We start from the raw sequence: 24,910 nt of genomic DNA on the forward strand, positions 1-24,910 counted from the left end.
CGCTCAGACTCACCACCGTCACAGTCGATGGGGTGTTTGGTTCCTCATCATGAGTTCCCAGTTCAACATTCCAGATAGACTCGTGGTTCATTTGAGCATCCATGCTCACCCTGAACTCCGGGCACACGCCAAGTGATATCCCAGCACCAGATTTGGTTAGGGCCGTCTGCACGATGAGTCGTCAACGGTCGAGCTTTTGGCTTGCGCGAGCGTCCTCGACGATGGGCTTGCCCGGCAGACTTGAGCACACGATAGAACGTCGATTCAGAAGCCAGGTACACGCCTTCGTCTGCCAATTTAGGGACGATCTCATGCGGGGTTAAGCCAGCGCAGTCCGGTCGGTTGGCAGCTTGCAGCACGGCCAAACGCTCACTGTCGCTGAGTTTGTTGGCAGGTTTTGAACGGCATGCACCGGGTCTGCCATCCTGCAACTGGTGATGCCAGCGCTGGATCGTACGAATGCAGACGCCCAACTCGTTACAAGCAGCACTCTGACGTGCGCCTGCTCGCACCGCAGTATCAATCAACGCAAGAACACTTCTGCGATCTGAGACGCTGGTCATTCGTCCTCGCCCGTGCCCCAGATCGCATTGGCCTTTTTTCTCAACACCAATAGTGCTGCCGTTTCTGCCAGCGCCGCGTCCTTGCGTCGTAGCTCGCGTTCCAGCTCCTTGATCCGCTGCATCGATGGAATATCTTTGGCAGGCTCCTGCTGCGCGGGAGTATTGGCCTTCTCGCAGGCTAGGCGCCACAAGACCAGGTCGGCGGGCAAAATACCAGAGCTGCGGCAATATTCGGAGACCTCTGCTTCGCTCATCGTAGCGGTTTGCAGCACTGCCTTGAATTTATCGGCACTGTTCCAGCGCCCATTACGCTTACCTGTCTCCGGCATCTGCACTCCTTGGGCCTTGGCCTCTTTACGCCAATACCTCAATGTGACCTCAGTAATCCCCGTTTGCTTGGCCATCTCAACCACAGTACGGCTGATGGGAGGAGCCATTTGCTCCAGCACCCAAGCTTTCTCATCTGCCGAATAGCGGCGTTGTTTCATGTGACAGTCCTACGCCCTCCATCTATGAAGAAGCGACAACTATCCTGACATGGAGGGGGTGTTTGTTGATCAGCGTATCGAGACGACTTTTCTGTCCCGATTCTCCTTGATAGCTGATACCGACAGATTGCCCGTCGCTGCTTCCTGGATGTGCTCACTCCACCAGGCCATCATCGGGCGTCTACGCTCGATGTAGTCCGCATGGTTGTAGGCGCTGCGAACCTCGTCCTTGTCGACGTGGGCGAGCGCCACCTCAATCAACTCAGGGTCCCAGCCGTGTTCGTTGAGGATGGTGCTTGCCATTGAGCGCATACCATGACTTACCAGGCGACCTTCAAAGCCCATGCGCTTAAGTGCCATGTTGGCAGTCTGGCTGTTGCAATGGGTTCGAGGGTTCCGGTCTGCAGGAAACACGTACTCCCGATGTCCACTGTAGGGTTTGATTGCCTCCAGCAATGCCAAGGCTTGATCTGTGAGCGGCACGATATGTGCGCGTCGTTTCTTCATGCGTTCAGCTGGGATCGTCCAGATACGTTTATCAAAGTCGATGTCGGCCCAGCAGGTGGTAGCTGCTTCTGCTGGGCGGGTCATGGTATTGAGCTGCCACTCGATCAGGCAGCGCGTAGTTCGTTTTATGCTGGCATTGGCAATTGCCACCATGAGTTCTTTAAGCTCATCGGGAGCAAGTGCCGCCATGTTCTTCTTTTTCGGCTTCTTGAAGACAGAGCGAATTCCACTAAGCGGGTTCGCGTGAATCAGTCCCGAGTTGACCCCGTAGGTCATGATCTCGTTAAGGCGCTGTGATAGCCGCTTAACGGTTTCAAGGCTGCCCTTGGTTTCGAGTGGTCGAAGCAGGCTGATGACTTGTGGTGCGCTGATGGCTGAGATCGGTGTAGTGGCCAAATCCGGAAAAACGTGCAACGTCAACGAGCGCCAGATGTCCTCGGCATAAGCTGGTGTCACTGCATCCTTCTTCAGTTCATACCAAGACGTCGAAACATTCTGAAAGGTGTGCTCCGTTTCAGCTTGCTTTGCTTGCAGCACCGCGTCTCGTTGATCTTTAGGATCGAGACCTTGGGCTAGTACTTCTCTCGCTGCAATGGAACCCTTTCGTGCCTGCGCTAAAGAGACTTCAGGGAAGGTACCTAAGCCCATGTTGATTCGCTTCTTCGTCACAGGGTGTCGATAGTTGAAGTTCCACAGCTTAGAACCATTGCTTCTCACTCGCATTTGAAGGCCGCCACCGTCAAACAGGACGTAGTCCTTCTCAGAAGGCTTGGCAGATTTGATTTTGAGCTCAGAGAGGCGAGTAGCTTGTGCGCACATTGGCATTCCAGGATGGGATTTGGCATTCCAAAAATTAGCACTATTGGGCTTGGAATGCCATTTGGAATGCCAGAAAGCGTGGCTGCTCACGGATGCCCGTGGACGCAGGTGGAGCTTAAAGCCCCGTATTTACTGGATTTCAGGCACAAAAAAAGACGTCCGTGGACGTCTTTAGATGTAAAGTTGGTGGAGCCGGGGGGATTTGAACCCCCGTCCGCCAGTACTCCGCTGTCGGTACTACATGCGTAGCCGTTTCTATTAAGTTAACCCTCAGCGACCCGAAGGGCAGGGTGCATTGGGCGAGTTGTGTAAGTTTTAGCCGCTTCGTCCACAACGTACTGCACGGCGATTCTGTTCTATATGACAATCACTTTGGGTTTACAGACATCCCCTGATGATTGCTGGACCCGAAGGTACCAGGAGGGAAGGGCTAAGGCTGCTTACGCAGCGAGAGCGTATTCCCCGTAGGTTTCGTCATTGGCAACTATAGAAAGTTGCAACAGTGGATTTACGAGTTCTGTTACCAACTCGGCATGCACCTAAAGTTTCGCAACCGGCGTCGAATCCTAAACGGCCCCGAGCCTGTTGCTCTGTGAATCATGGTGAGCAACAAGCCTGCGTAGTGTACGCCAACGCGCGCGAGAAGGCCAACCCGAAGGTTGGCCACCGCAGATTATGGGGTGGGCTGGTTGCGCACTTGGTCGGCGAGTGCCGATGCCTGGGTGGCCTCGGTGACGCATTTTTTGTCGTCCCCGGCGGCTTGGGACGCTTCGGCGCTGGACATCAGTCGCTTGATCTCCATTGTGGTGCTGTTGGAGTTCGCTGGCAGTGAATTCACTTTGCTTTTGAGCTCTTGCAGCTTGCTCGTACACAGGTTGTTGTCTGCAGCAAAAACGGGAGCGGCCAACATTGCAGCAGAAATGAACAGACCAGCGAGTGCGGTACGTTTCATGGAGATCTCCTTGAGCTGATGGTCTCGGTGCTGCCGTATGGGCGGGGGCTCGGCCGAGGTCGGGAAAACCAGCCACGATTGATGGGGCCTACTTAAAAGACTACGGCGCTGCGCAGGAATTCGGTTGTTGAAAAAAGGGCTATGAAAAAGCTGTCTGATAGGCGCAATGGCACTATAGAGGATTACCCAACCCCCAGATGCAACAAAACCCGCAAATTGGCGGGTTTTGGTGTGCTTCGTATCTGGGTAGAGCCAACAATTCCCGTAAGGCCAACCCGAAGGTTGGCATTTTGCTGGGTTATTGTTTGCCACCGTCACTGGACTTCTGAATATCCTGAATGGTCTGAGTAGTCTCGGCGATGCAATCTTCAGTGCCTTTCTTGGTGCCCAATGCGTGGTCGGCTTGGGCTTTCTTGACGGAGGCCGCCACCTGATCAGTCATCTCTGGAGAAATCTGTGCCTTGGCATTTTCGATGGTTTTCAAGTTGACCGCACAGAGGTCTTCAGCGGCAAACGAGGTGGACGCCATCATGGAAGCAGTAACGAACAGACCTAACAGTACAGAACGTTTCATGTGTATCTCCTTGAGCTGAGGGTCCAGTCTCGCTGGCCATCAGGACGGGCTGCCGAGTGTGGGGAAGACCCGCGTTTTGCGGGGCTTGATCAGTGGACTGCGGCGGTGCGTCAGGGTTCTATTTTTTCTTCAGGTCGCCTTCGCCCGGGTGACCCGGTCCACCAGGTACACCAGCCCGTGGTAGTCGATTCCGCCGTGTTGGGTCAGGCCGATTTCACAGGTGCGGCTGGTAGAAATCCCCTCGCTGCAGTGCTGCACGGCATCCTTGAGCGTACGTAAGGCGTGAGCGTTCAGCTCCGGTGTGCTGAAGCCCTTGTCACCGGCAAATCCGCAGCAGTGAATGCCTTCGGGAATGACCACGTTCCGGCTGCATTTGCGTGCCAGATCGATCAGTGCCTTGCTTTCGCCCAGGTGCTGGGTGCTGCAGGTGACATGCACCGCGATCGGCGCTTCCTGGGGGGTGAAGTCCAGGCGATCCATCAGGTGCGTGCGGATGAAACGCACGGGGTCGTACAGGTCCAGCCGAACTTCGCCCAGGTCCTGAACCAGGCGCAAGGTGCAGGGGCTGGTGTCGCAGTAGATCGGGTCGAGCCCGCCACGACTGGCGTGCAGCAACGCGCCGATCAGCTCCTGGCGTTTGTGTTCGGCCTGCTCGGCGTAGCCTTTGGAGGCGAAGGGCTGACCGCAGCAGAGGCTGTCCTGGTTGTCTGGAAACACCACTTGGTAACCGGCTTTTTCCAGTAAGCCACGGGTTTTGTCGTACAACGACATCTGCTCTTGATCACCGGCCGCGGGCCCCATGACCCGTGACACGCAGGCCGCCAGGTACACCACCCGCGGGCGCTGGTCCGACACGCTCGGGCTGAAGCGAATGGCCTTTTCCGGTTGCGGCATGGCGTTGGTCCATTGCGGGACCTGGCCTTTGGATAATCGCGTCAGCGTGGCCGAGAGTTTCGCCAGTCGTGGCGCGCCCAACAGCATCCGCGCGCCGTTGGCCACGTGCAGGGTGAAACGTGCGCCTTGCAATGCGCTGGCGAAATTGCCTTCGAGCCAGTTGGCGGTTTTCGTATGGGTCGCGTTACGGCTGCGCAGCTTTTTCACCAGGTCGCCGGTATTGATGCCTACAGGGCAACGTTGCGCGCAGAGGCCGGTCGCGGCGCAGGTGTCGATGCCCTGGTATTCGTAGGCCGCTTCAAGTTCTGTGGTGTCCACCCCGGCACGTTTCTTCGCCTGGATGTCCCGCCAGATGACGATGCGCTGGCGCGGGCTCAGGGTCAGGCCTTTCGAGGGGCAGACCGGCTCACAGAAGCCGCACTCGATGCACTTGTCCACAATCTCGTCGGCGGCCGGCAGTGGCTTCAGGTGCTTGAGGTGGATCTGCGGATCTTCACTGAGCACCACGTCCGGGTTGAGAATGCCGTTGGGATCGAGCAGGCGTTTGAGCTGCCACATCAATTGGTACGCGTCGCTGCCCCACTCCAGTTCGACGAAGGGCGCCATGTTGCGGCCGGTGCCGTGTTCGGCTTTCAACGAGCCGCCGAACTCCACCGCCACCAACTGTGCGACGTCGTCCATGAACGCCTGATAGCGTGCGACTTCTTCCGGGTTGTTGAAGCCTTGGGTGAAGACGAAGTGCAGATTGCCTTCCAGGGCGTGTCCGAAAAGGATCGCTTCGTCGTAGTGGTGTTTGTCGAACAGCTCGATCAAGCGGTTGACGCCGGCGGCGAGTTGTTCCACGGGGAAGGTCACGTCTTCGATGATCACCGTGGTCCCGGTTTTACGCACGGCGCCGACGGCGGGGAAGGTGTCCTTGCGGATCGCCCAGAGCCGGGCGTTTTCCACCGGGTCTTCGGTGAAGTCGACTTGTTTCTCCACAGGGAACGAGGTCAACGACGCCATGATTTGCGTCAGTTGTTCGTGCAGCAAGGTGGACGAGGCGGCGCGGGATTCGATCAGCAGCGCGCAGGCATTGTTCGACAGGTGTTGTACGAAAGCCGGCATGCCGGGTTTGTCCTGCACCGAACGCAGGCTGCGACGGTCCAGCAGTTCCACGGCGGACACCGGCTGGCTTTTCAGCACAGTCACCGCGTTACAGCAGGTTTCCACGTCGGGGAACACAATCAGCGCCGACGCCTTGTTCGGGTGATCGATCACGGTGTCGTAGGTCACCGCGCTGATGAAGCCGAGGGTGCCTTCGGAACCGACCAGCAAGTGGCTCAAGATATCCACAGGCTCGTCGAAATCCACCAGGGCGTTGAGTGACAGGCCGGTGGTATTTTTCAGACGGTATTTGTGGCGGATTCTTGCAGCCAGTTCAGCGTTGGCGCGGGTCTCGCGGCCCAAAGCCCCCAAGCGTTCAAGCAGCGAAGCGTGGCTGTCGCGAAACGCGGCAACACTGGCCGCATCTTCGGTGTCGAGCCGACTGCCGTCGGCCAGCACCAGGCGAATGCCGGCCAGGGTGTGATAGGTGTTTTGCGCGGTGCCGCAGCACATGCCGCTGGCATTGTTGGCGACGATGCCACCGATTTTGCAGGCGTTGATCGAGGCCGGGTCCGGGCCGATCTTGCGGCCGAACGGTGCCAGCCAGGCGTTGGCCTGAGCGCCGATCACGCCCGGTTGCAGGCGGATTTGCATGCCCTGATCACGGATTTCGCGACCATTCCAGTTATCCCCCAGCACGATCAGCACCGAATCGCTGATGGCCTGGCCGGACAGGCTGGTACCCGCGGCGCGAAAGGTCACCGGGACCTGATCCCGTTGCGCGAGTCTGAGCAGCGCCACCACTTCGTCTTCGGACTCGACACGAATCACCAGTTGCGGAATCAGCCGATAGAAACTGGCGTCAGTGCCGAAGGCCAGGGTCGACAACGGGTCGTCGAAACGGCGTGCCTGGGGAATCAGTTGCTGTGCATCTCGCAGAAAAGCCGTCGGTAGACTCATTGGTCCTCCAGGATCAGCACCACAAGGTCTTTCGGGCCGTGGGCGCCGTAAGCCAGGACCTGTTCGATGTCAGCGGTTTTCGATGGGCCGGACACCAGCAGCGCGTTGGTCGGCATGCCTTGGGCCCATTGGAATTCCTGCTGCACCTGATAGAAGTTGTCGCGGATTTCACTGGCCTTGAGCAGGGCAAAATGCACCGGCGGCACCAGGCTCATCAGGCGCGGTTCTTCCCGCGTCGGCCAGAGGATCAGGCTGCCGGTCGCGGCGATGGCGCCGAGGGTGGTGGTCAGGCTGGCCGCGGTGTCGTTGAACAGCTCGGCTTTCCATTCTTCAACCGGACGGTCGTAGGACTTGAGTGTCGGCAGCCCGGGATTTTTCGCCCAGTGTTGAGTGACCTTTTGACCATGGGGCGTAGTCGGCGCGATCAGCAGGTTCGGCAGCTGACGCTCCCGCAGCAATTGGGCCAGCAACTCGGGCCAGCTGGCGTCGGTCGTGAGATGGATTTCGGTGTGCACCGCTTCCATCAGTTTGCGCAGTTGCGGGATGCGTTGTTCGGGCGTGTAGGTGTAGGGCTGGGTCACCAGTTCGACGTCGAACTCGTCAGGCACCGGCGTGGTGCCTGTCAGACTTTTGCGCAGCTTGGCGAGGATAGTTTGCTTGGCGCTCATCAACGGTCTCCCTGTTTGGCCAGATGCTCGCGGGCCATGTCATGCAGTGAGCGGGCAGCGGGTTTCGGTGCGCTGTGATTTTGCGTCCACGGACCGACGTTGCTCGGCGCGAGGGCGCGCAAGCGAGTGGCGAAGAAGCCGAACAGGCGATAGAGCGTCGGCGAACTGTTGAGCCTGGCCCAGGCGTTCCAGATAAAGCGTTCCTTGCGCGAGTACTTGCTGCCCTGGCCGCGCATGACTTGATGCGGGCTGTCCGGCGCTTTGACGTTCTCTTCCCGCAGGCGTCGCAGCAAGGCGGGGATCGGGATTTTCACCGGGCAGACTTCACCACAGGCACCGCACAGGGACGACGCGCTCGGGTGATCGGGGACTTTCGCCAGGCCGACCATGTGCGGGGTGATGATTTTTCCGATAGGCCCTGGGTAAACCTCGCCATAGGCGTGACCGCCGATTCGAGTGTAGACCGGGCAATGATTCATGCAGGCACCGCAGCGGATGCAGTTCAGGGTCTGGCGCAATTCACTGTCGGCAAACGCCTGGCTGCGACCGTTGTCCAGCAGGACCAAATGCACTTCCTGCGGGCCGTCGAGTTCGTGTTCCTTGCGCGGGCCGGAGATCATGTTGACGTAGGTGGTGATCGGCTGGCCGAGGGCCGAGCGGGTCAGCAGCGACAAGAGCGGCACGACATCGCGCAGGTTTTCCACGACTTTTTCGATGCCGGTGACGGCGATGTGCACCGGCGGCACCGTAGTGGTCATGCGTCCGTTGCCTTCGTTTTCCACCAGCAGCAGGGTGCCGGTTTCGGCCACGGCGAAGTTGACGCCGGAGACGCCGATGTCCGCTTCGAAGAATTTCTGGCGCAAGACTTTGCGCCCGATCTGAATGAGTTGGTCAACGTCCTTGGTGTACTCCACGCCAAGTTTGTCGTGGAACAAGGACGCGACCTGACCGGCGTTCTTGTGGATCGCCGGCATAATAATGTGTGAAGGCTTCTCGTGGTCGAGCTGGACGATGTACTCGCCCATGTCCGATTCCAGGCATTCAATGCCCTGTTCAGCGAGGACATGGTTCATCTCCATCTCTTCGCTGACCATCGATTTGCCCTTGATCACTTGCCGCCCCTCGTGAGCGCGGATGATCGACAAGACGATGCCATTGGCCTCGTCCACCGTTTCCGCCCAGTGCACTGTCACACCGTTGCGGGTCAGGTTTTGTTCAAGCTGCTCGAGCAGGTCGGGCAACTTGGATAACGCACGGGCGCGGACGGCATTGCCCAGCGCTCGCAAATGTTCTCTTTCATGGGCATCGCTGAAGGACGCTGCCCGTTTGGTCATCAGTGAATCCATCGCCGTGCGAAAGTTGTTTCGCAATTGCTTGTCACCCAAAGCCTCGTGAGCCCGGGTGCGAAAATCTTCTTCTACGGCGACCGTAGGAATAATCGCGGAGGCGTTCATAGAACACCTCCGGTTCGCTGCCAAAGGAAGCTGGCCAGGTGTTGGCCGCGTAACGCTTCCTGCTGTTTCTCCAGCGAGCCATTGATGTTCATCAGGCAACCGCAGTCGGCACTGAGTACCTGGTGCGCGCCGGACTCCTTCAACGAGCGGGTCTTGTCAGCCACCATCGCGCCGGAAATGTCTGGCATACGGACGCTGAAAGTCCCACCGAAGCCACAGCATTCGCTTTCGTGGCTGTGATCGACTCGCTCCACATTGCCTAGCTGCGCCAACAGCTCGCGGCCATGCAGGTGGGTGTTCATCTCACGCCGCGCCGAACACGAGGTGTGCAACGCGACTTTGACTGGCTCGCCACTGTCCTTGAGCTGCACCTTGCAGACAAACAGCAGGAATTCGGCCAGTTCATAAGTTCGGGCAGCCAGGGCCTGAACCTGTTTCAGCGTGTCCGGCTCGTCCTTGAACAAGTCGGCGTAATGTTCGCGCAACATGCCCGCACAAGAACCTGACGGCACCACCACCGGATAATCCCCGGCAAACAGCGCCAGTTGCGAGCGTGCCACGGTCCTCGCCTGCTCGGTGTAACCCGAGGTGTAGGCCGGCTGCCCGCAGCAGCTTTGCCCTTGCGGATACTCGACACGAATGCCTTCGCGTTCCAGCAAGTGGATCGCATCCATCCCGGCTTCGGGGTAGAACAAATCCACCACGCAGGTCCCGAACAGGTAGACCCGTGATGGTTTCTCGCTGGGGTATTGCCGAGGCTCGGACAGTGGCGGGGCGACGCGGGTCGCATTCGGCACAGCGTTGTAAAAAAGCTCGCTCATCAGGCGTGTCTCCGGGTGGTCCCGGTTATCCGTCTGTTGAGGCTGCTGAATATAGAGAGGCAAGCTTTCAGCAGCCTTACAGACCGGGTTGTGAATAGCTGATGCCGGAATCGTGGTCCGGCGTCGGTTTTTGCTTTTTTCGTGTAGTACTTAGTGCACCAGCATGCCGGTGAGCCAATAGGCCTGGATGTAGGTAATCAGGCCGACGATCGTTGCGAAGAACAGGCTGTGCTTGAGGGTGAAACGGAACAGATCCGATTCCTTGCCCACCAGCCCGGTCGCGGCGCAGGCGACGGCGATCGATTGTGGCGAGATCATCTTGCCGGTCACGCCACCGCTGGTGTTCGCCGCAACCAGCAACACATCGCTGACGCCGATCTGGTGCGCAGTGGTCGCTTGCAGCGAACTGAACAGGGCGTTGGACGAAGTGTCGGAACCGGTCAGGAACACGCCCAGCCAGCCGAGGAACGGCGAGAAGAACGGGAACGCCGCGCCGGTGCCTGCCAGTACCAGGGCCATGGTCGAGGACATGCCCGAGTAGTTGGTGACGAAGGCAAACGCCAGCACCATGCCGATGGACAGAATCGGCCAGCGCAGCTCGTAGAAGGTCTCTTTCAAAGTGGTCAGACCAGTTCTGACATTGATATTCAGCACCAGCATCGAGATCAGCGCCGAGAAGAAGATCGCTGTACCGGTCGCGGAAATCGGGTCGAGCTTGAACACCGCCGGCAGGGCCGTCGGGGCGGTCACGATCGGTGCGACCTTGATCACCAACTGATCCAGGTGGGGGATGGCGATGTTAAACACCCAGCTGTACATCGAGCCGCCAGCGGCGAACATTGCCTTGAACGGTTTCAATGTCCAGATGGTGACCAGCACGGTGAGGATCAGGAACGGCGACCAGGCCTTGAGGATTTCACCGAAGCTGTAGGGCGACGCCACGGTGCTGCGCGGCAGGCCGAAACCGCCGGCGCTGGCGCTCACCACCGAAGCCGAGACGGCGCCGACGATGTGTTGGCCTGCGGCACGTTTCGGCTGCCAGACTTTCAGGAACAGGGTGAGGGAAATCAGGCTGGCCAGGGCCGAGGTGATGTCCGGCAGTTCCGGGCCGATGAAGTTGGAGGTGAGGTATTGGGTGATGGCAAAGCTCAGGCCCGCCACCAGCGCTGCCGGCCAGGTTTCCCGCACGCCGCGCAAGCCGTCCATCATGAACACCAGCCAGAACGGCACGAACAGCGACAGCAGCGGCAATTGACGGCCGGTCATGGCGCCGATCTTGAACGCGTCGATGCCAGTGACTTGCCCGGCGACGATGATCGGGATCCCCAGGGCACCAAATGCGACCGGTGCGGTGTTGGCGATCAGGCACAGGCCTGCGGCGTACAGCGGGTTGAAACCCAATCCCACCAGCAGTGCGGCGGTAATCGCGACCGGCGCACCGAAACCGGCGGCACCTTCCAGGAACGCACCGAAGCAGAAGCCGATCAACAGCACTTGCAGGCGCTGGTCATCGGTAATCGACAGCACCGAGCTGCGGATCACTTCGAACTGGCCGCTCTTGACCGTGAGTTTGTAGAGGAACACCGCCGCGACGATGATCCAGGCAATCGGCCACAGGCCATAGGCGAACCCGTAGCCGGCGGCAGCGAACGCCATGTCGACCGGCATCTGGAACGCGAAGATGGCCACCGCGATGGACAAGGCCAGAGTGATGCTGCCGGCCACATGCCCCTTGAGGCGGAACACGGCCAAGGCCAGGAAGAAAAACACGATGGGGATGACGGCCGCGAGCGCGGAAAGGCCGAGACTGCCGAGCGGACTATAGAGCTGTTGCCAGGTTTGCATATGGGGTGGCCCCTAATTGTTGTTGGTCAGGCACTGGTCAGCGTTCTTGGTTAATTGGTAATACCAATTTACAATCGCTGTTGGCTAGGGTAAAAGCCTTATGGGCGGCGTGTCAATTTGTCACCCTGCAACTTTTGTCGAATACCCGGCGCGCAGTCGTCTGATGCGGTCGGTCCAATGCCATCTGCCAGGGTGCCGATTCAGCGCCGATCGGCCAGAATAGAAGGCCCGGCGAGCTGCCGGGACCGTGGAGAAGTGAGTTATGGGGTTTGATCAGATACGTCAGCGCCGTTTGTCTGACGATATAGTCGAGCGGCTCGAGGGGATGATCCTCGAGGGCACGCTGAAGGCGGGCGAGCGTCTGCCGGCCGAACGGACGTTGGCCGAGCAGTTTGGTGTGTCACGCCCTTCGTTGCGTGAAGCGATTCAGAAACTGGCGGCCAAGGGTTTGCTGGTCAGTCGCCAGGGGGGCGGCAACTATGTGGTGGAGTCGCTGGGATCGACGTTCAGTGATCCGCTGCTGCATCTGCTGGAAAGCAACCCTGAAGCCCAGCGCGACCTGCTGGAGTTTCGTCACACCCTGGAAGCGTCCTGCGCCTATTACGCAGCGTTGCGTGCCACGGATGTCGATCGCGAACGGTTGGCTACGGCGTTCAACGAATTGCAGGACTGCTACACGCGCCACGATGAGGTGAGCCGTGCGGAAGAGGGCGCAGCGGATGCGAAATTCCATCTGGCGATCGCTGAAGCCAGTCACAACGCGGTGTTGCTGCACACGATTCGCGGGCTGTTCGATCTGCTCAAGCGCAATGTGGTGACCAACATCGGCGGGATGTACAAGCAACGCACCGAAACCCGCGACATGCTGATTTCACAGCATCGGGAGTTGTACCTGGCGATTATCGAAGGCAGGGCGGAGCAGGCGCGGGAAGTCTCCAGCCGGCACATTTTGTATGTGCAGGAAGTGCTGGAGGAGGTGCGTCAGGAAGTGCAGCGCATGGCTCGGGCGGAGCGGCGCAAGGGGATGTAGTCAGTGGGTTTTGTATCGTTTATGCGATTGCATTCGCGGGCAAGCCCGCTCCCACAAGGTCCGTGGACGCCGATATGTTTGCGGCAAACCCGGAACCCTGTGGGAGCGGGCTTGCCCGCGATGGGGACCTCAAGGCTGGAAGATCAATCTTCCTTGCCCTTGTTCCGCACCGCACGCTGCAACTCGCGACCGGCGTCGCGTTCGCGTTCGGTATCACGCTTGTCGTATTCCTTCTTGCCCTTGCCCAGAGCGATCTCGCACTTGACCATGTGCTTGCTCCAGTACCAGGACAGGCACACGCAGGCGTAGCCTTTCTGCTGCACGGCCGAGGCCAGCTTTTCCAGCTCGCGTCGGTTGAGCAGCAATTTACGGGTGCGGGTCGGATCGGCGATGACGTGGGTGCTGGCGGTCATCAGCGGCGTAATGTGGCTGCCAAGCAGCCAGGCTTCGCCATCCTTGAGCAGCACGTAACTGTCAACCAGTTGCAGCTTGCTTGCCCGCAGACTTTTTACTTCCCAGCCGGCCAGGACCAGACCAGCCTCGAACTTATGCTCGATGAAGTAATCGTGTCGCGCCTTTTTATTTTGCGCGATGGTCCCTGTTGGGTGTTTCTTCTGTTTAGCCATAGGGGCGGCATTATAGGGAGTTACTCGCTAGTCGGCTACGGTATCGCTACGTGCTTGAGCAGGTTGATTGAATCCCGGACAATGCGGCCTCTTTTTTGAACGCTTGGGCGTGATAACGATGTCGACAGACAAGGTTTCTGTCCACGGCAGTTGGGCTAGCCGCTGGGTCTTCATACTCGCCGCGACCGGTTCGGCCGTGGGCCTGGGTAGCATCTGGAAATTCCCGTACATGGTCGGCGTCTACGGCGGCGGCGCCTTCGTGCTGATGTTCCTGGCCTGTATCGCGCTGATCGGTGTGCCGGTCATGCTGGCGGAAACCCTGATCGGCCGTCGCGCCCGGCAGAGCCCGGCCAATGCCTTGAAGGTGTTGGCGCTCGAAGCGGGGCATTCGGCGAAGTGGTCCTGGGGGGCTTTCGCCGGGATGATCACGGCGCTGCTGATCCTGTCGTTCTATAGTGTGGTCGGCGGCTGGTCGCTGGATTACATCATCGACATGGGGCGCGGTGATTTTCAGGGGGCGACGGCAGACCAGGTTGGCGCGTATTTCGGCAATGTGATCGCCGATCCATGGCGCCTGACACTTTGGCACACGATTTTCATGCTGCTGTCCGCCATCGTGATCGCCAAGGGCGTGGTGGCCGGCCTCGAGCGCAGCCTGCGCATCATGATGCCGCTGCTGTTCGTGATGATTCTGGTGTTGCTGGGCTACAGCATGACCACCGGCCATTTCATGGAGGGCGTGCATTTCATGTTCGACTTCCACCCGGAAAAAGTCCTGGACGGCTTGCTGCCAGCCATGGGACACGCGTTCTTTTCCCTGAGCGTGGGCGTTGGTTCGATCATGATCTATGGCGCCTATATGCCGAAGGATTCGTCTATTTCCGGCACCATCGTCGGCGTGGCGCTGCTGGATACGTTCGTTTCCCTGGTCGCGGGCCTGGCGTTGTTTCCGATTGTGTTTGCCGCGGGCCTGAACCCGAGCGAAGGGCCGGGGCTGATGTTCGTCAGCCTGCCATTTGCCTTTGGCAACGTAGCCTTCGGCCAGTTGATGGGCGTAGTGTTCTTCGTACTGGTGGCGATTGCCGCCTGGAGTTCGGCGATTTCCTTGCTCGAACCGATGGTGGCTTACCTGGTTGAGCGCACTAAAGTCAGGCGCGCCTGGGTGACGTTCTGGTTGGCATTCACTTGCTGGTTTGTCGGCCTGGGCACGGTCTTTTCCTTCAATATCTGGAAGCAAGCCAAGTTTTTCGTGAACGAAGGCGGGATGTTCCATCTCTACCAATGGGGTGCGGCCGGTGGCCTGGACTTCTTCGGAGTGATCGATTTCTTCACCTCGCGAATCATGTTGCCACTCGGTGGATTATGTTTCGTGGTGTTTGCGGGATGGGTGATGGGTCGGGAAGCGGTACGCGACGAATTGTCGATCCGCAGCCCGACGTTGTTCGCCCTGTCCCTGTTCTTGATGCGCTATGTGGCGCCCATCGGCATTCTCGTAGTGTTTGCCGCCCAGCTGTGGAAGTGACGCTGACATGACGACACACATTCAACGTTCGGCCCTGCTGCCGTACCCCGCGCAAGCGCTGTATGACCTGGTCAACGACGTAGCGAGTTACCCGGAGTTCCTGCCGTGGTGCTCGTCGGCCGAAGTCCTTGAAAGCTCCCCCGAGCACATGCGCGCCAGTGTGGGCGTAGCCAAGGGCGGGCTCAGTCAGCACTTTGTGACGCGCAATACCCTGGTGCCCGGACAGTCGATCGAAATGAACCTTGAAAAAGGTCCGTTCACTCAGCTGCACGGCGTGTGGGTGTTCAAGCCGCTGGGCGAGAAGGCGTGCAAGATCAGCCTGGATCTGTCGTTCGATTACGCCGGGCCGATCATTCGCGCGACCTTGGGGCCGTTGTTCAATCAGGCGGCCAATACGCTGGTGGATGCGTTCTGCCAGCGGGCCAGGCAGATGCATGGTTGAGGCAATGATGGAGGTCGAGGTGGTGTATGCCGCCGTTGATCGTCAGGTGCTGCTCGCTGTGACGGTGCCTGCGGGGACTACAGTGCGAGCAGCTTTGCAGAAGTCGGGTATCGGCGAGGAGTTTCCGGAACTGGATCTGGCCAATTGTCCTGTGGGGATCTTCGCAAAGGTGATCCTCGATCCGGACAGTCGTGCAGTTCAGGCAGGGGATCGCATCGAAATTTATCGGCCGCTGCTGGCCGATCCGAAAGAAATTCGTCGGCTGCGCGCCGCCAAGGCGGCCGAGGCCAAGGCGCGGAATCAGTGACGCGGATAAACGCCAGGCGATAAAAAAAACCCGGACATGCCGGGTTTTTTATTGCCTCGCAATTATTATTGCGGCGAGGTGTCCAGCGGTTGTGGCGTCGGGACCGGAACGGTTTCTACGCCGTCGACGTCCTTCTGGATCTGATCCAGCAACGAGCCTGGCTTGACTGGTTTTTCCGGTTTCGGCTTCTCGGCATTTTCTGCAGGTGCGGTCACGCTGGTGCCGCTGTCCTTGCCAAGAATGGCTTCGTCTCGGCTCATGCCCGGCATGAAATCACCGGAGAGGCTGACAAGTTGGTCATTTGGGTTGAAGATAACGCTAATGCGTTCCTGTTGGCGTTCACCGCCACCCGGTTGCAGGCTATAGAGATAATCCCAGCGATCGGCATGGAACGTGTCAGTCAGCAGGGGGTTGCCCATGATAAACCGTACTTGCCGACGGGTCATTCCCGGGCGTAACTGGTCTATCATGTCCTGCGTGACGACATTGCCCTGCTGGATGTCGATTTTGTAAACCCCGGGGAATGAACAACCGGCGAGTGCGAGCAGTCCCACAAAGGTGAAACTGGTTAGCAAGAGCTTGGTGTTTTGCATCGGTGGGCGACTTCCACTATCTTGGCTGGGACAACGTAAACGCCGATCATACCCGCATTAAGAGAAGCTGCGAAGCAGCATCGCGAGAAAGCTGACCATGGTTGAAAATAGCGAACTACGCAAAGCCGGCCTCAAAGTGACCCTTCCACGGGTCAAGATTCTGCAAATGCTCGATTCCGCCGAGCAACGCCACATGAGTGCCGAGGACGTCTACAAGGCACTGATGGAAGCTGGTGAGGACGTCGGTCTGGCCACGGTTTACCGTGTTCTGACCCAGTTCGAGGCAGCTGGCCTTGTGGTGCGGCACAACTTCGACGGAGGCCATGCGGTCTTCGAGCTGGATGACGGCAAGCATCACGACCATATGGTCAACGTCGAAACCAGCGAAGTGATCGAATTCTTCGATGAAGAAATCGAGCGACTGCAGAAGGCAATCGTCGACAAGTATGGCTTCGAGATGGTTGATCACAACCTTGTACTGTACGTGCGCAAGAAAAAGTAAGCATGTCACGCGAACTTGAGGTTCGCGAAACGAACGAAGGCGACCCCAGGGTCGCCTTCGTGCTATCTGCCATGGCTAAATCTTTGCAATGACGACCATTTTTTTCGCGTGAGCCAAGGATTCCTTGGTCAGATCGATACCGCCCAGCATTCGCGCCACTTCTTCGATGCGATCATTCTTGTTCAGCTTGGAGACCGCCGTGCGGGTTGCGTCCTCGCCGCGCACCTTGTGCACAAATAGATGTTGATGACCTTGCGCCGCTACCTGCGGCAAGTGGGTCACTGTCAGCACCTGCCCACGTTCACCGAGACGACGCAGCAACTGGCCGACAATCTCGGCAGTCGGGCCGCCAATACCCACGTCCACTTCGTCGAAGACCAGGGTCGGTACGCGCGAGGTTTGCGCGGTGATGACCTGAATCGCCAGGCTGATTCGTGACAGCTCGCCACCGGAGGCCACTTTTGCCAGGGCTTTGAGCGGCTGCCCCGGGTTGGCGCTCACCAGCAGTTCTACCTGTTCGAGACCGTTGGGCAGCAATTCATCGCTGCTGTTGGGTCGCAGTTCGATGGTAAAGCGCCCCCCCGGCATGCCCAGTCGCTGGATTTCCTGCTCCACGGCGCTGGCCAGGCTGCTTGAGGCTTGATGGCGCAGGTCGCTCAGTTCCCGGGCCTTCTCCTGATAATGACGGGCGTAGGACGCCAGCTCATCGCTCAGTCGTTCGATGGATTCGTCGTTGGCATTCAGGGTTTCGATTTCATCCAGCAGGCGCTGTTGCATCTCCGCGACCTCGGTCGGTTGAATGCGATGTTTGCGCGCCATGGTGTAAATCGCGTCGAGCCGTTCTTCCAGGTACTGAAGACGCGCCGGGTCGGCGTCGAAGTTATCGAGGAAGCGGTTCAGTTCACCCACGGCTTCCTCGACCTGGATTTGTGCGCTGGTCAGCAGGCTGCTGGCTTCGCCCAGGGCGCCGATCGAGTTGTTCACGCTCGACAGGCGGTTGAGGCTGGCGGTGAGCGCGTTCAGGACATTGCCTGAATCACTTTCGCTGCATTGTTCGACCACCTGCCGGCAGATGCCCAGCAGCGTTTCGGCGTTGGTCAGGTTCTTGTGCTCTTGCTCGAGTTGCTCCAGCTCGTTTTCACCGAGACCGAGGTTTTCCAGCTCCTCGAGTTGATAACTGAGCAGCTGGTGACGAGCGCGCTGCTCGTCGCCGGAGTTGGACAGGCGATCCCGTTCCTGGCGCGTCTGGCGCCAGCGTTGGGCGGCCAGTTGCACCTGGCGGGCAAGGTCCGTCGCGCCGGCGTACTCGTCGAGCAGGCGGCGGTGGGTGTCGGTCTTGAGCAAGGACTGGTGTTCGTGCTGGCTGTGGATATCGATCAGCAACTCGCCCAGGGCCTTGAGGTCCCCAAGCGGGCAGGGGGTGCCGTTGATGTAGCCCCGCGAGCGTCCTTCGGCAGTGATCACCCGGCGCAGGATGCACGGGCCGTCGCTCTCCAGGTCGCGCTCGGCCAGCCAGGTGCTGGCTTCCGGAATGTCGACCAGGTCGAAGGTGGCCAGGATATCGGCCTTGTCGGCGCCGGGGCGGACCACGCCGCTGTCGGCGCGATCGCCCAGGGTCAGGCCCAGGGCGTCGAGCATGATCGACTTGCCGGCGCCGGTTTCCCCTGTGATCACGCTCATCCCGCGATCGAGTTCGAGATCGAGATGTTCAACGATGGCGTAGTTGTGTACGGACAGGTGCACCAGCATAAAGGCCGCTCCCAGGCATTAGGTCTGGTTATTTATACAGTGTTTTGATTCTGGCTGACAATGGCCCTCGTTAGCTCGATTTGCTTGGGCCGATGAAATCCTTAGTGCGACCGGGAATGACAATGCAGCTGTTTTTTGTAGGGTTAATCAGCGAGCGGCCCTTGAAGCTCGAATTTGCGGCCCCATATATCGGGGCAGAAGCGCGAGTTGAGCTCGCGGACGATATTGAAAGGAGAAATCTATGGCTGACGAACAGACAGTGGATACGCAAAATCTAGACGCCGACCAGGCTGCCCAGGAGGGTGATGAGCTGGCGGCTCGTGTACAAGTGCTCGAAGAGCAATTGGCTGGTGCGCATGATCAGGCTTTGCGTGTAGCGGCTGATCTGCAGAACGTCCGCCGTCGCGCCGAGCAGGATGTAGAGAAGGCTCACAAGTTCGCCCTGGAGAAATTCGCCGGTGACCTGCTGCCGATCATCGACAGCCTCGAGCGTGGCCTGGAGTTGTCCAGCCCTGACGACGAAAACATTCGTCCGATGCGTGAAGGTATCGAACTGACCCTGAAAATGTTCCAGGACACCCTGAAGCGTTATCAGCTGGAAGTGATCGACCCTGAAGGCGAGCCCTTCAATGCATCGCAGCATCAGGCAATGGCCATGCAGGAAAGCGCCGACGTCGAGCCGAACAGCGTGCTCAAGGTGTTTCAGAAGGGCTATCAGCTCAACGGCCGCCTGCTGCGCCCGGCCATGGTTGTGGTCAGCAAAGTGCCTGCGCCAGTTTCGCCTTCTATTGACGAGCAGGCTTGAAATTAGCCGCAAGGCCCCCATTTAGAAGTCAAGCGTTTAAGTGCTACCACAGTTAGCCACCACTGCTGCGGCATCCAAATCCAAAATTTCGGGAGAGTGAACATGGGCAAAATTATCGGTATCGACCTGGGGACTACCAACTCCTGCGTCTCCATTCTTGAAAACGGCAAAGCCAAAGTCATCGAAAACGCCGAAGGCACGCGTACCACCCCTTCGATCGTGGCGTATGCCAACGATGGCGAAATCCTGGTTGGCCAGTCCGCCAAGCGTCAGGCAGTGACCAATCCGCACAACACCCTGTATGCGGTGAAGCGTTTGATCGGTCGTCGTTTCGACGAAGAAGTCGTGCAGAAAGACATCCAGATGGTCCCTTACAAGATCGTCAAGGCTGACAACAACGACGCCTGGGTTGAAGTGAACGGCCAGAAAATGGCACCGCCACAAATCTCGGCTGAAATTCTGAAGAAGATGAAGAAGACCGCCGAAGACTACCTCGGCGAGCCAGTGACTGAAGCGGTGATCACCGTTCCGGCCTACTTCAACGACAGCCAGCGTCAAGCCACCAAGGATGCCGGCCGCATCGCGGGCCTGGACGTTAAACGTATCATCAACGAACCGACCGCAGCTGCGCTGGCTTACGGTATGGACAAGGCCAAAGGCGATCACACCGTGATCGTTTATGACCTGGGCGGCGGTACTTTCGACGTTTCCGTGATCGAAATCGCTGAAGTCGATGGCGAGCACCAGTTCGAAGTGTTGGCCACCAACGGCGACACGTTCCTGGGCGGTGAAGACTTTGACATTCGTCTGATCGACTACCTCGTCGACGAATTCAAGAAAGAAAGCGGCATGAACCTCAAAGGTGATCCGCTGGCGATGCAGCGCCTGAAAGAAGCGGCTGAAAAAGCCAAGATCGAACTGTCCTCGAGCCAGTCGACCGACGTGAACCTGCCGTACATCACCGCAGACGCGACCGGTCCAAAGCACTTGAACGTGAAAATCTCGCGTTCCAAGCTGGAAGCGCTGGTTGAAGACCTGGTTCAACGCACCATGAACCTTGCCGCATTGCAATGAAAGACGCCGGTATCGAAATTGGCGCGATCAACGACGTGATCCTGGTCGGCGGTCAGACCCGTATGCCACTGGTTCAGAAGCTGGTCACCGATTTCTTCGGTAAAGAAGCACGTAAAGACGTCAACCCTGACGAAGCCGTTGCCATGGGTGCTGCTATCCAGGGTGCGGTATTGGCCGGCGACGTGAAAGACGTGCTGCTGCTCGACGTCAGCCCGCTGACCCTGGGTATCGAAACCATGGGTGGCGTGATGACTGCGCTGATCGAGAAAAACACCACGATTCCTACCAAGAAATCGCAAGTGTTCTCGACGGCCGACGACAACCAGGGCGCGGTGACCATTCACGTGCTGCAAGGTGAGCGCAAGCAAGCCGCCCAGAACAAGTCCCTGGGCAAGTTCGACCTGGCCGAGATTCCACCAGCACCACGTGGCGTGCCACAAATCGAAGTGACCTTCGACATCGACGCCAACGGCATCCTGCACGTCGGCGCGAAAGACAAGGCCACCGGCAAGACTCAGTCGATCGTGATCAAGGCCAACTCCGGTCTGTCCGAGGAAGAAATTCAGCAGATGGTTCGTGATGCTGAAGTGAACGCCGAGGAAGACCGCAAGTTCGAAGAGCTGGCCAGCGCCCGCAACCAGGGCGACGCCCTGGTGCACTCGACGCGTAAAATGGTCGCTGATGCCGGCGACAAAGTGACCGCTGAAGAGAAGACTGCTATCGAAGCTGCAGTAGTTGCCCTGGAAGCCGCCATCAAAGGCGACGACAAGGCTGCTATCGACGCCAAGGTTGAAGAGCTGTCCAAAGTCTCCGCGCCAGTGGCTCAGAAAATGTACGCCGAGCAGGCTCAGCCGGCTGAAGGTGCGGCACCGAACGACGAAAAAGCTGAAAAAGCCGACGACGTCGTGGATGCCGAGTTCGAAGAAGTCAAAGACCACAAGTAAGTTGTTGGTCGCCCGGTTGACTGCCTTCAGGCGGTGACTGGTAGGATGTCGCCGCGCGGGAGCTTGCTCCCGCGTTGGCGTGTCTGGAGTTAGCGAATTTTTACAGCATGCGACAACGTTCGGATGTTGATGGTATGGCCGAGGATGCTCCTGCTTTTCGAGCCGCAAGTACCGCATCGAATCAAAGACCAGGATCGTTGAATTGACGTGAGTTGGGTCCGGGCCTGTATTGGGGCTCAACGAGTTTGGCGAGGCTCAGGAGGGGTTTGCCGAACGTCCTTAAGAGTGCAAAGACTTATGGCAAAGCGTGACTATTACGAAGTATTGGGTGTTGAGCGCGGCTCAAGCGAAGCGGACCTGAAGAAGGCCTACCGTCGCCTGGCGATGAAGCACCACCCGGACCGTAATCCCGATGACAAAGCGTCGGAAGAGATGTTCAAGGAGGCCAACGAGGCCTACGAAGTGCTGTCCGATTCCAGCAAGCGCGCGGCGTACGACCAGTACGGCCATGCCGGTGTCGATCCAAGCATGGGCGGCGGCGGTGCCGGGTTTGGCGGCCAGAACTTCTCCGACATCTTTGGTGATGTCTTCAGCGACTTCTTCGGTGGCGGTCGCGGCGGTTCCCGTGGCGGCGCTCAGCGCGGCAGCGACCTGCGTTATACCCTGGAGCTGAACCTGGAAGAGGCGGTGCGCGGTACCACCGTGAATATCCGCGTTCCGACACTGGTCAACTGCAAGCCGTGCGACGGCTCGGGCGCCAAGAAAGGCTCTTCGCCTGTCACGTGCCCGACCTGTGGCGGTATCGGCCAGGTCCGCATGCAGCAGGGCTTCTTCTCGGTGCAGCAGACCTGCCCGCGCTGCCATGGCCAGGGCAAGATCATTTCCGACCCGTGCGATTCCTGCAACGGCGAAGGCCGTGTCGAAGAGTACAAGACGCTCTCGGTGAAAGTGCCGGCCGGCGTCGATACCGGTGACCGCATTCGCCTGTCCGGCGAAGGCGAGGCGGGTGCACAGGGTGGCCCGACCGGCGACCTGTACGTGGTGATCAATGTGCGCGAGCACGCGATCTTCCAGCGTGACGGCAAACACCTGTTCTGCGAAGTGCCGATCAGCTTTGTCGACGCGGCGCTGGGTGGCGAACTGGAGATTCCGACCCTCGATGGTCGGGTCAAACTGAAGATCCCCGAGGGCACTCAGACCGGCAAGCAGTTCCGTGTCCGCGGCAAAGGCGTCGCGCCAGTGCGAGGCGGCGGTGCCGGTGACCTGATGTGTCGCGTGGCGGTCGAAACCCCGGTCAACCTGGGGCGTCGCCAGCGCGAACTGCTGGAAGAGTTCCGTAGCTCGCTGGCGGACGATAACAGTCATTCGCCGAAAACCACTGGTTGGTTCGAAGGCGTAAAGCGCTTCTTCGGCGATTTGTAAGGAGACAGGCATGCGACGTATTGCAGTGATGGGCGCCGCCGGGCGCATGGGCAAAACCCTGATCGAAGCCGTGCAGCAAACGCCGGGTGCCGGTCTGACGGCGGCGGTGGATCGCCCGGACAGCTCACTGGTCGGTGCCGATGCCGGCGAGTTGGCGGCGTTGGGTCGTATCGGCGTGCCGCTGTCCGGTGATCTGGGACGGGTGGTCGACGAGTTCGACGTGCTGATCGACTTCACGCACCCGACGGTGACCCTGAAGAACCTCGCGTTCTGCCGCAAGCACGGGAAGTCGATGATCATCGGCACCACCGGCTTCAGCGTTGAAGAGAAGCAGTTGCTGGCCGAGGCGGGCAAGGACATTCCTATCGTCTTCGCCGCCAACTTCAGTGTCGGCGTCAACCTGTGCCTGAAGCTGCTCGACACGGCTGCCCGTGTGTTGGGTGACGACGTCGATATCGAAATCTCCGAAGCCCACCACCGGCATAAAGTCGACGCGCCGTCGGGGACTGCCGTGCGCATGGGGGAAGTGATTGCCGATGCGTTGGGTCGCGACTTGAAGAAGGTGGCGGTGTACGGCCGTGAAGGTCAGACCGGTGCCCGTGCTCGCGAAACCATCGGCTTCGCCACAGTGCGTGCCGGTGACATCGTTGGCGATCACACCGTGCTGTTCGCCGCCGACGGTGAGCGTGTCGAGATCACGCACAAGGCTTCCAGTCGCATGACGTTCGCCAAGGGTGCGGTTCGTGCTGCATTGTGGCTGGACGGACGCGGTCCAGGCCTTTACGACATGCAAGACGTGCTCGACCTGCGGTAAGATGCGCCCGAAATCGGGTCCGGACTCAGCGTTTGGACCCGGTTTTACCCCGCCAGCGACGTCCTGTCGCATTCTCCGGCCTTTTGGGCTCATTGGCGGTAGACCAAAAATGCCTTTTTCTGTAAGCTACAGCTTTAGTGTGTCCACTAAAAGCGCGCAGAATTATTCGGTGAAGAAGCGGGGTGACGTGTCCATACGTCACTCCGCTTTTTTACAACCTGCGATCGCCCTTTCAGGCTTTATTTACGGGAGGTCTTCTTGACTAAGCCAGCCATACTCGCCCTTGCTGATGGCAGCATTTTTCGCGGCGAAGCCATTGGAGCCGACGGTCAAACCGTTGGTGAGGTGGTGTTCAACACCGCCATGACCGGCTATCAGGAAATCCTTACCGATCCTTCCTACGCCCAACAGATCGTTACCCTGACTTACCCGCACATCGGCAATACCGGCACCACGCCGGAAGACGCCGAGTCCGATCGCGTCTGGTCCGCTGGCCTGGTCATCCGTGACCTGCCACTGGTGGCGAGCAACTGGCGTAACAAGCTGTCGCTGTCCGATTACCTGAAAGCCAACAATGTGGTGGCAATCGCCGGTATCGACACTCGCCGACTGACGCGCATCCTGCGTGAGAAAGGCGCGCAGAACGGCTGCATCATGGCCGGTGACAACATTTCCGAAGAAGCGGCCATCGCCGCCGCGCAAGGTTTCCCTGGCCTCAAGGGCATGGACCTGGCGAAAGTCGTCAGCACCAAAGAGCAATACGAATGGCGCTCGACGGTCTGGGATCTGAAAACCGACAGCCATGCGACCATCGATGCCTCCGAGCTGCCGTACCACGTGGTTGCCTACGACTACGGCGTCAAGCTGAACATCCTGCGCATGCTGGTGGCGCGCGGTTGCCGCGTAACCGTGGTGCCGGCGCAAACGCCAGCGGCTGACGTGTTGGCGCTCAATCCGGATGGCGTGTTCCTGTCCAACGGCCCGGGTGACCCCGAGCCTTGCGACTACGCGATCCAGGCGATCAAGGACGTGCTGGAAACCGACATCCCGGTGTTCGGCATCTGCCTCGGTCACCAGCTGCTGGCCCTGGCCGCCGGCGCCAAGACCCTGAAAATGGGGCACGGCCACCACGGCGCCAACCACCCGGTCCAGGACCTGGACAGCGGTGTGGTGATGATCACCAGTCAGAACCACGGCTTCGCGGTAGACGACGCGACCCTGCCAGGCAACGTCCGCGCGATCCACAAATCGCTGTTCGACGGCACCCTGCAAGGCATCGAGCTTACCGACAAGAGCGCCTTCAGCTTCCAGGGTCACCCTGAAGCCAGCCCTGGCCCGAACGACGTAGCGCCATTGTTCGATCGCTTCATCAACGAAATGGCCAAGCGACGCTGATCGCTCGCCTTGATGCAGCAAAGCTTGAGGGCGGTCCCGACACCGGCGACCCCC

At 59.1% G+C, this 24,910-nt stretch carries 21 protein-coding genes, 1 other RNA gene and 1 pseudogene; 10 read left to right on the forward strand and 13 right to left on the reverse strand.

Annotated features, from left to right (window positions below; genetic code table 11):
* Positions 1-559: 559 nt before the first annotated feature.
* From BZ163_RS17125 to BZ163_RS17170, 10 genes are all read right to left on the reverse strand, one after another.
* Positions 560-1,051, reverse strand: a complete 492-nt coding sequence (locus BZ163_RS17125; RefSeq protein WP_128871900.1) for a transposase — start codon at positions 1,049-1,051, stop codon at positions 560-562.
* Between the two features lie 69 nt (positions 1,052-1,120).
* Positions 1,121-2,377, reverse strand: a complete 1,257-nt coding sequence (locus tag BZ163_RS17130) for an integrase domain-containing protein (protein ID WP_128871945.1) — start codon at positions 2,375-2,377, stop codon at positions 1,121-1,123.
* Positions 2,378-2,561: 184 nt separating this feature from the next.
* Positions 2,562-2,955: a transfer-messenger RNA gene (ssrA, locus tag BZ163_RS17135) on the reverse strand.
* Between the two features lie 95 nt (positions 2,956-3,050).
* On the reverse strand, positions 3,051-3,329 hold the full coding sequence (locus BZ163_RS17140; protein WP_128871901.1) for a hypothetical protein: 279 nt from the start codon (positions 3,327-3,329) through the stop codon (positions 3,051-3,053).
* 298 nt (positions 3,330-3,627) lie between these two features.
* Positions 3,628-3,903: a hypothetical protein gene (locus tag BZ163_RS17145; protein WP_128871902.1), complete on the reverse strand. Its 276-nt coding sequence runs from the start codon at positions 3,901-3,903 to the stop codon at positions 3,628-3,630.
* A gap of 129 nt (positions 3,904-4,032) precedes the next feature.
* On the reverse strand, positions 4,033-6,843 hold the full coding sequence (locus BZ163_RS17150; RefSeq protein ID WP_128871903.1) for an FAD-binding and (Fe-S)-binding domain-containing protein: 2,811 nt from the start codon (positions 6,841-6,843) through the stop codon (positions 4,033-4,035).
* Entirely contained in the window at positions 6,840-7,511 is a 672-nt protein-coding gene (locus tag BZ163_RS17155; RefSeq protein ID WP_128871904.1) for a lactate utilization protein C, read from the reverse strand. The genes BZ163_RS17150 and BZ163_RS17155 overlap by 4 nt, the downstream gene beginning before the upstream one ends.
* Complete coding sequence (locus BZ163_RS17160) at positions 7,511-8,965, reverse strand: LutB/LldF family L-lactate oxidation iron-sulfur protein (RefSeq protein WP_128871905.1); 1,455 nt, start codon at positions 8,963-8,965, stop codon at positions 7,511-7,513. Before BZ163_RS17160 ends, BZ163_RS17155 begins: the two co-directional genes overlap by 1 nt.
* Positions 8,962-9,786 carry a (Fe-S)-binding protein gene (locus BZ163_RS17165; protein ID WP_128871906.1) on the reverse strand — a complete coding sequence of 275 codons (825 nt, stop codon included), beginning with the start codon at positions 9,784-9,786 and terminating at the stop codon, positions 8,962-8,964. The genes BZ163_RS17160 and BZ163_RS17165 overlap by 4 nt, the downstream gene beginning before the upstream one ends.
* Before the next feature lie 150 nt (positions 9,787-9,936).
* Complete coding sequence (locus BZ163_RS17170; protein ID WP_128871907.1) at positions 9,937-11,631, reverse strand: lactate permease LctP family transporter; 1,695 nt, start codon at positions 11,629-11,631, stop codon at positions 9,937-9,939.
* Between the two features lie 262 nt (positions 11,632-11,893).
* On the opposite strand from BZ163_RS17170, the gene BZ163_RS17175 reads away from it, so the two are divergent.
* Positions 11,894-12,661, forward strand: a complete 768-nt coding sequence (locus BZ163_RS17175; RefSeq protein WP_128871908.1) for a GntR family transcriptional regulator — start codon at positions 11,894-11,896, stop codon at positions 12,659-12,661.
* Positions 12,662-12,804: 143 nt separating this feature from the next.
* Here the strand turns inward: BZ163_RS17175 and smpB are convergent, their stop codons facing one another.
* On the reverse strand, positions 12,805-13,287 hold the full coding sequence (gene smpB, locus BZ163_RS17180; RefSeq protein ID WP_123405120.1) for an SsrA-binding protein SmpB: 483 nt from the start codon (positions 13,285-13,287) through the stop codon (positions 12,805-12,807).
* Between the two features lie 118 nt (positions 13,288-13,405).
* On the opposite strand from smpB, the gene BZ163_RS17185 reads away from it, so the two are divergent.
* The 3 genes from BZ163_RS17185 to BZ163_RS17195 are packed head-to-tail and all read left to right on the forward strand — an operon-like array spanning position 13,406 to position 15,558.
* Positions 13,406-14,809 (forward strand): sodium-dependent transporter, encoded by a 1,404-nt coding sequence (locus BZ163_RS17185; protein WP_128871909.1) that lies wholly within the window; start codon positions 13,406-13,408, stop codon positions 14,807-14,809.
* Between the two features lie 7 nt (positions 14,810-14,816).
* Positions 14,817-15,251, forward strand: a complete 435-nt coding sequence (locus tag BZ163_RS17190) for a type II toxin-antitoxin system RatA family toxin (RefSeq protein WP_128871910.1) — start codon at positions 14,817-14,819, stop codon at positions 15,249-15,251.
* Positions 15,244-15,558 (forward strand): RnfH family protein, encoded by a 315-nt coding sequence (locus BZ163_RS17195; RefSeq protein WP_128871911.1) that lies wholly within the window; start codon positions 15,244-15,246, stop codon positions 15,556-15,558. Before BZ163_RS17190 ends, BZ163_RS17195 begins: the two co-directional genes overlap by 8 nt.
* 65 nt (positions 15,559-15,623) lie before the next feature.
* Here BZ163_RS17195 and BZ163_RS17200 read toward each other — a convergent pair whose 3' ends face one another.
* Complete coding sequence (locus BZ163_RS17200) at positions 15,624-16,151, reverse strand: outer membrane protein assembly factor BamE (RefSeq protein WP_128871912.1); 528 nt, start codon at positions 16,149-16,151, stop codon at positions 15,624-15,626.
* Between the two features lie 97 nt (positions 16,152-16,248).
* Between BZ163_RS17200 and fur the strand changes: the two genes are divergently transcribed.
* Positions 16,249-16,653, forward strand: a complete 405-nt coding sequence (gene fur, locus BZ163_RS17205) for a ferric iron uptake transcriptional regulator (RefSeq protein ID WP_003197684.1) — start codon at positions 16,249-16,251, stop codon at positions 16,651-16,653.
* A gap of 75 nt (positions 16,654-16,728) precedes the next feature.
* Here fur and recN read toward each other — a convergent pair whose 3' ends face one another.
* Entirely contained in the window at positions 16,729-18,402 is a 1,674-nt protein-coding gene (gene recN / locus BZ163_RS17210; RefSeq protein ID WP_128871913.1) for a DNA repair protein RecN, read from the reverse strand.
* Between the two features lie 241 nt (positions 18,403-18,643).
* Between recN and grpE the strand changes: the two genes are divergently transcribed.
* From grpE to carA, 5 genes and pseudogenes are all read left to right on the forward strand, one after another.
* Positions 18,644-19,207 (forward strand): nucleotide exchange factor GrpE, encoded by a 564-nt coding sequence (gene grpE / locus BZ163_RS17215; protein WP_128871914.1) that lies wholly within the window; start codon positions 18,644-18,646, stop codon positions 19,205-19,207.
* A gap of 102 nt (positions 19,208-19,309) precedes the next feature.
* Positions 19,310-21,225 (forward strand): annotated as a pseudogene (gene dnaK, locus BZ163_RS17220) (molecular chaperone DnaK).
* A 297-nt stretch (positions 21,226-21,522) separates the two neighbouring features.
* The gene (gene dnaJ, locus BZ163_RS17225) at positions 21,523-22,647 is read left to right on the forward strand and encodes a molecular chaperone DnaJ (protein ID WP_128871915.1); all 1,125 of its coding nucleotides are present in this window, start codon (positions 21,523-21,525) and stop codon (positions 22,645-22,647) included.
* 10 nt (positions 22,648-22,657) lie between these two features.
* Positions 22,658-23,461, forward strand: coding sequence for a 4-hydroxy-tetrahydrodipicolinate reductase (gene dapB / locus BZ163_RS17230; protein WP_128871916.1), 804 nt, complete (start codon positions 22,658-22,660; stop codon positions 23,459-23,461).
* A 258-nt stretch (positions 23,462-23,719) separates the two neighbouring features.
* Entirely contained in the window at positions 23,720-24,856 is a 1,137-nt protein-coding gene (carA, locus tag BZ163_RS17235) for a glutamine-hydrolyzing carbamoyl-phosphate synthase small subunit (RefSeq protein ID WP_128871917.1), read from the forward strand.
* Positions 24,857-24,910: the final 54 nt, after the last annotated feature.

The organism is Pseudomonas sp. VI4.1 (assembly GCF_002029345.1).
Classification (GTDB): Bacteria; Pseudomonadota; Gammaproteobacteria; order Pseudomonadales; family Pseudomonadaceae; genus Aquipseudomonas.

Excerpts from the sequence above, each read along its gene's own strand:
- BZ163_RS17185 (WP_128871909.1), top strand. The coding sequence starts at position 13,406 with ATGTCGACAGACAAGGTTTCTGTCCACGGCAGTTGGGCTAGCCGCTGG.
- BZ163_RS17140 (WP_128871901.1), bottom strand. The coding sequence starts at position 3,329 with ATGAAACGTACCGCACTCGCTGGTCTGTTCATTTCTGCTGCAATGTTG.
- dnaJ (WP_128871915.1), top strand. The coding sequence starts at position 21,523 with ATGGCAAAGCGTGACTATTACGAAGTATTGGGTGTTGAGCGCGGCTCA.
- BZ163_RS17155 (WP_128871904.1), bottom strand. The coding sequence starts at position 7,511 with ATGAGCGCCAAGCAAACTATCCTCGCCAAGCTGCGCAAAAGTCTGACA.
- BZ163_RS17170 (WP_128871907.1), bottom strand. The coding sequence starts at position 11,631 with ATGCAAACCTGGCAACAGCTCTATAGTCCGCTCGGCAGTCTCGGCCTT.
- BZ163_RS17125 (WP_128871900.1), bottom strand. The coding sequence starts at position 1,051 with ATGAAACAACGCCGCTATTCGGCAGATGAGAAAGCTTGGGTGCTGGAG.
- BZ163_RS17200 (WP_128871912.1), bottom strand. The coding sequence starts at position 16,151 with ATGCAAAACACCAAGCTCTTGCTAACCAGTTTCACCTTTGTGGGACTG.
- dapB (WP_128871916.1), top strand. The coding sequence starts at position 22,658 with ATGCGACGTATTGCAGTGATGGGCGCCGCCGGGCGCATGGGCAAAACC.
- BZ163_RS17165 (WP_128871906.1), bottom strand. The coding sequence starts at position 9,786 with ATGAGCGAGCTTTTTTACAACGCTGTGCCGAATGCGACCCGCGTCGCC.
- BZ163_RS17150 (WP_128871903.1), bottom strand. The coding sequence starts at position 6,843 with ATGAGTCTACCGACGGCTTTTCTGCGAGATGCACAGCAACTGATTCCC.
- BZ163_RS17130 (WP_128871945.1), bottom strand. The coding sequence starts at position 2,377 with ATGTGCGCACAAGCTACTCGCCTCTCTGAGCTCAAAATCAAATCTGCC.
- BZ163_RS17145 (WP_128871902.1), bottom strand. The coding sequence starts at position 3,903 with ATGAAACGTTCTGTACTGTTAGGTCTGTTCGTTACTGCTTCCATGATG.
- BZ163_RS17190 (WP_128871910.1), top strand. The coding sequence starts at position 14,817 with ATGACGACACACATTCAACGTTCGGCCCTGCTGCCGTACCCCGCGCAA.
- smpB (WP_123405120.1), bottom strand. The coding sequence starts at position 13,287 with ATGGCTAAACAGAAGAAACACCCAACAGGGACCATCGCGCAAAATAAA.
- BZ163_RS17160 (WP_128871905.1), bottom strand. The coding sequence starts at position 8,965 with ATGAACGCCTCCGCGATTATTCCTACGGTCGCCGTAGAAGAAGATTTT.
- grpE (WP_128871914.1), top strand. The coding sequence starts at position 18,644 with ATGGCTGACGAACAGACAGTGGATACGCAAAATCTAGACGCCGACCAG.
- fur (WP_003197684.1), top strand. The coding sequence starts at position 16,249 with ATGGTTGAAAATAGCGAACTACGCAAAGCCGGCCTCAAAGTGACCCTT.
- BZ163_RS17195 (WP_128871911.1), top strand. The coding sequence starts at position 15,244 with ATGGTTGAGGCAATGATGGAGGTCGAGGTGGTGTATGCCGCCGTTGAT.
- BZ163_RS17175 (WP_128871908.1), top strand. The coding sequence starts at position 11,894 with ATGGGGTTTGATCAGATACGTCAGCGCCGTTTGTCTGACGATATAGTC.
- recN (WP_128871913.1), bottom strand. The coding sequence starts at position 18,402 with ATGCTGGTGCACCTGTCCGTACACAACTACGCCATCGTTGAACATCTC.